General features: G+C 36.8%; 5 protein-coding genes and 1 pseudogene. 5 read left to right on the forward strand and 1 reads right to left on the reverse strand.

The genetic code is table 11. The features are described 5' to 3' along the window. The 4 genes and pseudogenes from ES948_RS10955 to acnB all read left to right on the forward strand — a co-directional run. Nucleotides 1-835: pseudogene (locus ES948_RS10955) on the forward strand (flagellar biosynthesis protein FlgL); the annotation flags it as partial. Between the two features lie 103 nt (nucleotides 836-938). Next, on the forward strand, nucleotides 939-3,155 hold the full coding sequence (locus tag ES948_RS10640; RefSeq protein WP_152184931.1) for a DNA translocase FtsK: 2,217 nt from the start codon (nucleotides 939-941) through the stop codon (nucleotides 3,153-3,155). Then, on the forward strand, nucleotides 3,155-3,547 hold the full coding sequence (locus ES948_RS10645; protein WP_152184932.1) for a putative quorum-sensing-regulated virulence factor: 393 nt from the start codon (nucleotides 3,155-3,157) through the stop codon (nucleotides 3,545-3,547). The genes ES948_RS10640 and ES948_RS10645 overlap by 1 nt, the downstream gene beginning before the upstream one ends. A gap of 123 nt (nucleotides 3,548-3,670) precedes the next feature. After that, nucleotides 3,671-6,217, forward strand: a complete 2,547-nt coding sequence (acnB, locus tag ES948_RS10650) for a bifunctional aconitate hydratase 2/2-methylisocitrate dehydratase (protein ID WP_152184933.1) — start codon at nucleotides 3,671-3,673, stop codon at nucleotides 6,215-6,217. A 63-nt stretch (nucleotides 6,218-6,280) separates the two neighbouring features. Here acnB and lolA read toward each other — a convergent pair whose 3' ends face one another. Then, nucleotides 6,281-6,796, reverse strand: coding sequence for a LolA-like outer membrane lipoprotein chaperone (lolA, locus tag ES948_RS10655; RefSeq protein WP_152184934.1), 516 nt, complete (start codon nucleotides 6,794-6,796; stop codon nucleotides 6,281-6,283). A gap of 110 nt (nucleotides 6,797-6,906) precedes the next feature. Between lolA and ES948_RS10660 the strand changes: the two genes are divergently transcribed. Then, nucleotides 6,907-7,956, forward strand: a 1,050-nt coding sequence (locus tag ES948_RS10660; RefSeq protein WP_152184935.1) for a preprotein translocase subunit SecA, incomplete at its 3' end; no start/stop codon positions are given.

The following is a 7,956-nucleotide window of genomic DNA, read 5'->3' on the forward strand; positions in this document are numbered from 1 at the left end:
ACTGGACGGTTCATCACTCAGTCTTGTGGGAATAGATGTCAATGGTACTGCGTATGATGTGACGATAAATTTTTTCAATACAGCAAACGGTGGTTCAACATTTACAGATAATATTAGTGGAAATACCTATGATATCTTTAATATGGATCCAGCAAGAACAGCTGTAAATGCAGATGATATGACATATCAACAGCTTTTAGACGTTGTTAATATGGTCGTAACAGATACATACCCTGCAGCTAATACGGCAACGGATTATGATAATGCTATTAAAAGTGCTCAACTCAAAGGTGATACATATCTTAGCTATGATGGAAAACTAAGTTTTCATGATTTGCAGGGTACAGATGCAAATGGTACTCTTGCAAGCATCTCTTTGTATGATCCAAACAGTGATGATTTTGCAGCAGGTGCAGCATCTTCGATTATGACATTCAATACAAATAATGCCTTAACAATCAGTGACCCTAAAACTGATTTTTTTAAAACAATAGATGAGATGATCACAGCTGTAGAAGATCATAAACTCTATCCTGACTCAAGTAGTGGAAATATACGTAATGTTGGGATTGAAAATGCTATACAAAAGATGGATGACCTGCAAGACCATGTTTTTAGAATGCACTCTAAAATTGGTGCGCAGTCCAATACACTGAATATGTCGCTTGAGAGAACAGAGATACTAAAAATCAGTACAATGAGTCTTCGATCATCTGTTTTAGATACAGATTTGGCTGAAGCCTCTTTAACTTTACAACAACTTACAGTGAATTATGAAGCGATGCTTTCTACTGTAGGTAAGGTATCTCAGTTGAGTTTGGTTAACTACTTATAATATATAATATATCTTTCATTTTGCCATATAAATGTTCTTTTGGAACGTTTTTGGCTACACTTTCACAACTATATTGAGATTGAAATCATTAAAGGCTTTTTATTTGAAAGAGACAATTTTTATTATTGTTATTGGCGTAATTATATATTTGGGATTTTCTACTATTTTTGGCGAAACGGGACTTATAGGAAGTTATGGGGCTAGTTTTGCCCTTTATAATAGAGAATATTTCGGATATATTTCATTTGTTTATCTTTTTGTACTTTTATTTCCTTTGTACCATCTCTACAAATATACAAAATTTGAGTTTCGAGAAGCAGAGGTTCTCATTGCATCGTTTTTACTTTTTTTCTCTTTTTTACTTGCCCAAGGTTTGCTTATAGAAAATGAGTATAGAGGGAAGTTTGGTGCTGATTTTGTGGATTTTCTCTCACCATACATCGGACTTTTTGGCTTATGGGTGTTTTGGACTATTATCACTCTTGTGGCTGCTGTTATCTTATTGGATAAAAGCAGTGCTGAAATCATTCATCATCTATTTAAAGGTATTAAAAAAATTCAAAAAAAGGGAAAAACTGCTCCACAAAGTACAGTAGAAAAAGCAGAGAATCAAATACTTTCTCTTGATTTAGAAGAAGCGAAGCAGGAAAGTAGTGATGAGGCGGATGATGAAGACATAGTCAGTGAGATAGACAAGCCTGCATATTTACGAAAAGAAGAGAAACAAGAAGAGTTTACAATTAAAAAAGTTGCTCCTGCAATACAAGAGAGCAAAGAAGAGTCCAAAGAAGAAAAACCAAAAAATATTTTAGATGTGGCAAAAGAGCTAAAAGCGCACAAAAACACTGTAATTGTAGAAGAGTTAGAAGAGAATAAAAAACTGTTAGATACTTTAGAACAGGGTAAAGTTGCAAAACCGAAAAACTTCAAGCTTCCACCCTTAGACTTTTTACAAAAACCGCCAAAGACCTCACGCAGCATAGATGAAAATGAGCTTGATGACAAGATAAAGTATCTTATAGAAAAACTTGCTCACTTTAAAATTGACGGTGATGTTGTGCGTACCTATGCGGGACCAGTTGTTTCTACTTTTGAATTTAAACCTGCTGCAAATGTTAAGGTGAGTAAGATTCTAAACCTTCAAGATGACCTTGCTATGGCACTTTCAGCTGAGACTATCCGTATTCAGGCACCGATTCCCGGAAAAGATGTAGTAGGAATTGAGATACCAAACGAGAGTGTTGAGACAATCTATCTGCGTGAGCTCTTAGATGATAAACTTTTTAAAAATGCCGCTTCTCCACTTACTATCGCACTTGGAAAAGATATCGTCGGCAAACCTTTTGTGACCGATCTTAAAAAGCTTCCGCACCTGCTTATTGCAGGAACAACAGGAAGTGGAAAGAGTGTTGGTATCAATGCTATGATACTTTCACTTCTTTATAAAAACTCACCCGACCAGTTACGCCTGTTGATGATTGATCCTAAGATGCTGGAGTTCTCTATATATAATGATATTCCGCATCTGCTTACTCCTGTTATTACAAAACCAAAGCAGGCTATTGTTGCGCTTAATAACATGGTCGCAGAGATGGAACGTCGTTATGAGTTGATGGCAGAGAGCAGAACAAAAAATATCGAAAACTACAATGAGAAGGTCAAACGTGAGGGTGGGGAACATTTTCCTTACATTGTTGTGGTTATTGATGAACTAGCAGACCTCATGATGACAAGTGGAAAAGATGTTGAGATTTCCATTGCCAGACTTGCACAAAAATCACGTGCCTGCGGTATTCACTTGATTGTAGCAACACAAAGACCTTCTGTTGATGTTGTTACAGGACTTATTAAAGCAAACTTACCATCTCGAATCTCATATAGAGTAGGGCAAAAGGTTGATTCTAAGATCATCTTAGACCAAATGGGTGCTGAATCACTTCTTGGTCGTGGAGATATGCTCTTTACACCTCCGGGAGCTCCTGCTCTTGTACGCTTACATGCTCCTTGGGCTACAGAAGATGAGATAGAGAAGATTGTAGAGTTTATTAAGGTACAGCGTGAACCAAACTATGACAAAAGTTTTTTAGTTGAAGAGAGTGAAAATAGTGCTGGTTCTAATTCAAATGAGACCTATGAAGAATTAGATTCACTCTATGAAGAGGCTAAAAACGTAGTTCTTACTGATAGAAAAACATCTATCTCTTACCTACAGAGAAAACTGCAAATCGGCTACAATCGCTCTGCGCGTGTTATTGAACAACTTGAACATGAAGGAGTCCTCTCAGCTCCAAATGCAAAAGGTATTAGAGAGATACTCTAATGCCAAAGCCTCACTTTGTTTTTACAAAATTTCAAAATTCTTTTCGTGTACATATCCCAAATCTAGAAAAACTCAGTATTCCAGATATTCAAGCTATTGAAGCTTTTGTAACAAAGCGTAAAGGATATTTTGACTTTACTTCTTATAGCTTTGTTCTGCAAAAACGTTTGGAGTATGAAGAGTTTCAAAAGTTAGTAGAGCAGAGTGGATTAGATGTTAGTCTTGAAAACAAGTCTCTAGAGCTTGAAATAAAGCCAAGAGTAGGGTTCGGACAGTATAAAGGGGTCTATTATGATGAACTGCCTGATTCCTATCTATTATGGCTTAAAAACAACTATATGGGTAGAGAAAAAGCTTTTATAGAAGAAGAAATCAAAAATCGAAACTTATAATTGTTACTATTTTGCACATCTTTGAAATAAAATAAAATATTACTGTTTCTTAATGTAACACAGTGAAAAATGATAGCATTTCTTTAGATATAATATCCCAAATTTAACCAAACAGGAATAATTATGGGATTTAGAGAAGAATACGCAGCTCACGTAGCTGAAAGAGAAGCACTAGGTGTTCCTCCATTACCACTTACTGCAGAGCAAACTGTAGAAGTTATTGAATTTATTAAAACAGGTGAATTTGTAGAAGAGATGTTAGATCTTCTAGAAAACCGCGTATCTCCGGGTGTTGATGACGCTGCTTATGTTAAAGCTGCATTTTTAAACGAAGTTGCTTCTGAAGAGCATCACGTAGCTGCTATCTCTCCAGAAGAAGCTGTAAGAATGCTTGGAATGATGCTTGGTGGTTACAATGTTAAGCCACTTGTTAACGCATTAAGTTCTAAAAATGAAAAAGTTGTAGAAGCTGCAATCAAAGCACTTTCAGATACATTGCTAGTATATGATGCATTCAATGATGTTGAAGAGTTACACAAAGCTGGTAACAAAGCAGCTACAGCTGTACTTACTTCATGGGCAAATGCTGAGTGGTTCCTAAATAAACCAGAGTTAGCTGAAAAAATCACTGTTACTGTATTTAAGGTTCCAGGTGAAACAAATACTGATGACCTTTCACCGGCATCAGAAGCATTTACTCGTTCAGATATTCCACTTCATGCAAACTCTATGCTTACTGCTAAGATGGATGACCCAATCGGTACTATCAAAAAGCTTAAAGAAAAAGGTCATCCTGTTGCATATGTTGGTGATGTAGTAGGTACTGGTTCATCAAGAAAATCTGGTATCAACTCTGTACAATGGCATATGGGTGAAGATATTCCTGGTGTTCCAAACAAACGTACTGGTGGTGTTGTTCTTGGTGGAATCATTGCTCCTATCTTCTTCGCAACTGCAGAGGATTCAGGTGCACTTCCATTGGAACTTGATGTTACAAAAATGGAGATGGGTGATGTAATCGACATCTATCCATACAAAGGTGAAGCGCATAAAAACGGTGAGTGTATTGCAACATTCAGCCTTCGTCCTAACACTATCACAGATGAAGTTCGTGCAGGTGGACGTATTCCATTAATCATTGGTCGTGGTCTTACTTCTAAAGCACGCGGAGTTTTAGGTATGGGTTCAACTGATATCTTCTTAACAGCTGATCAACCAGCAGATACAGGTAAAGGGTATACTTTAGCTCAAAAAATGGTTGGTAAGGCTTGTGGTTTAGAGGGTGTTCGTCCAGGTATGTACTGTGAACCAGAAATGTCAACTGTTGGTTCTCAAGATACAACTGGTCCAATGACTCGTGATGAGATTAAAGAGCTTGCTGCACTTGGATTCAATGCTGACCTTGTACTTCAATCTTTCTGTCACACTGCTGCATATCCAAAACCAAGTGATGTGAAGATGCACCATACACTTCCTGACTTTATAGCTAACCGTTCTGGTGTTGCACTTCGTCCAGGGGACGGTGTTATTCACTCTTGGTTAAACAGAATGGTTCTTCCAGATACTGTTGGTACAGGTGCAGATAGCCATACACGTTTCCCTATTGGTATCTCTTTCCCTGGTGGTTCTGGAATCGTTGCATTTGCTGCAGTAACTGGTTCTATGCCACTTACTATGCCAGAGTCTGTTCTTGTAAGATTCAAAGGTGAAATGCAACCGGGTATCACACTTCGTGATCTTGTAAATGCTATTCCATACCAAGCGATTAAAGAGGGACTTCTTACAGTTGAGAAAAAAGGTAAGAAAAATATCTTCGCTGGTCGTATCTTAGAGATTGAAGGTTTACCAGATCTTAAAGCGGAACAAGCATTTGAGCTTTCTGATGCATCTGCTGAGCGTTCAGCTGCAGCGTGTACTGTAAAACTTAATAAAGAGCCTGTAATTGAGTACCTAAAATCAAATATCGTTCTTTTAGAGTCTATGATTGAAGCTGGTTATGAAGATCACAGAACTCTTGCTCGCCGTATTACAAAAATGGAAGAGTGGATTAAAAATCCAGAGTTAATGGAACCAGATACTGATGCAGAGTACGCAGCAGTAATTGAGATTGATCTTAATGAAATCACTGAGCCAATTTTAGCATGTCCAAATGATCCGGATGATGTTGCAACACTTTCAGAGGTACTTGCATCTGACAGACCTACAAAAATTGATGAAGTATTTGTTGGTTCTTGTATGACAAATATTGGTCACTACCGCGCACTTGGTGAAGTTCTTAAAGGTGAAGGTGCAGTTCCAACTCGTTTATGGGTTTGTCCTCCAACAAAAATGGATGAAAAGCAGCTTACTGAAGAGGGTTACTATGCATTATTTGGTGCAGCAGGTGCTCGTACTGAGATTCCTGGATGTTCTTTATGTATGGGTAACCAGGCACGTGTTGCTGATAATGCGATTGTATTCTCAACTTCAACACGTAACTTTGATAACCGTCTTGGTAAAGGTGCTCAGGTTTATCTTGGTTCTGCAGAGCTTGCAGCAGTATGTTCACTTCTTGGACGTATTCCAACAAAAGAAGAGTATTTAAATCTTACGAAGAAAATTCAAGGAAAAGAAGAAAATATCTATAAATATCTTAACTTCAACCTTATCGAAGATTATAAGTTAAACTAAATGCGCAGGGTCAAAACGGGCTAAACCCGTTTTGGCCAAGCTGAACTAAATTTCTACTCTTTTTTAATCTCTTATAATGTCATAATCTTCAGGAATATTTGGCATAAACTCTTTTTTATCTATCTCTCTGTTTTCCACTTGATTTGTAAAAGTTATTGTTACACTGTTTTCAAATTCATCTTTGTAAGCAATGGATGCAATGATGCCGTTTTTTGTCCGAATAATAAAAGTTGTGTTGTTGTATCGTGCAAGATATTTATCATCTGAGAGTTTTTTCGCATTTTTTATTAATTTGAAAAAATCAAAATTATTTCCTATCCTTTTAATGATTGCCTGTTCGAGCTCCGGTTCAACTATAATTGCCTGACCTTCTAGGATATAGACACTTTTTTGAATCGGTTTTGTGTAATTCCAAAGTGCATACTGCGGTTTTATCGCTTTTATATGGCCATAATAGAGAATGGTTTTGTTCTTGTCATCAACAATATTCTGTATGAAATCAGCTTCAAATGAGTTTATATTTTCTATATTTGCAAAAGAGGCTGTTGCTAAAAACAGAAGTAATAATTTTTCTTTCATATTTATCCTTATGAGAGAAATTATAGCAAATTTATAACAAACAGATGATTTATACTTTTTATTAGAATTAATGTGATAAAATGGGCGCGATTTTAACAATAAGGTTGCAAATGCTACAAGCATTAATGGGTAAGGTATTTGGTACAGCAAATGACCGTGAATTAAAAAAATATTTAAAAAAAGTAGAAAAAATCAATGCTCTTGAGAGTAAATATGAGTCTTTCAGTGATGATGAACTTAAAGCTTCATTTTTAGAGCTCAAAGATAGTGTTAACAGTGGTGAAAAAACTCTTGATGATGTACTTTTTGACTCTTTTGCAATAACACGTGAAGCTTCAAAGCGTATACTCGGCATGCGTCACTTTGATGTACAGCTTATCGGTGGTATGGTTCTTCATGATGGACGTATCGCAGAGATGAAAACAGGTGAGGGTAAGACACTTGTAGCAACACTGGCAATTACACTCAATGCTATGACAGGTAAGGGTGTTCATTTAGTAACAGTAAATGATTACCTCGCTTCTCGTGATGCAAAAGAGATGGGACCATTATATGAGTTCTTAGGTTATACAGTTGGAACAATTTTAGAAGATATGCATGACCCAGAAGAGAAAAAAGCAGCTTATGCAGCAGATATCACTTATGGAACAAATAATGAGTTTGGTTTTGATTATCTGCGTGATAATATGAGCTACTCAAAAGAGAATATGGTCCAACGTGGGCACAACTTTGTTATTGTTGATGAAGTTGACTCTATTTTAATCGATGAGGCAAGAACACCACTTATCATCTCTGGTCCTACAAATCGTAATATGCAGGATTATCTGCGTGCCAATGCAATTGCCCTGCAGCTTGAAAAAGAGAAAGATTTTACAGTTGATGAAAAAGACAAAGTAATTCTTATTACAGAAGAGGGAATCACTAAAGCTGAAAAACTTTTTGGTGTAGAAAACCTCTACAGTGCGGAAAACTCTTCACTCCCTCACGCACTTGACCAGGCACTCAAAGCAAACTATCTTTTTGAAAAAGATGTTGATTATGTTGTTAATGACGGTGAAGTTGTTATCGTTGATGAGTTTACAGGTCGTCTCAGTGAAGGACGTCGTTTTTCAGAAGGACTGCACCAGGCATTAGAGGCTAAAGAGGGTGTAGAAATTAAA

It is taken from the genome of Sulfurimonas indica, from assembly GCF_009192995.1.
Taxonomy (GTDB): Bacteria; Campylobacterota; Campylobacteria; order Campylobacterales; family Sulfurimonadaceae; genus Sulfurimonas; species Sulfurimonas indica.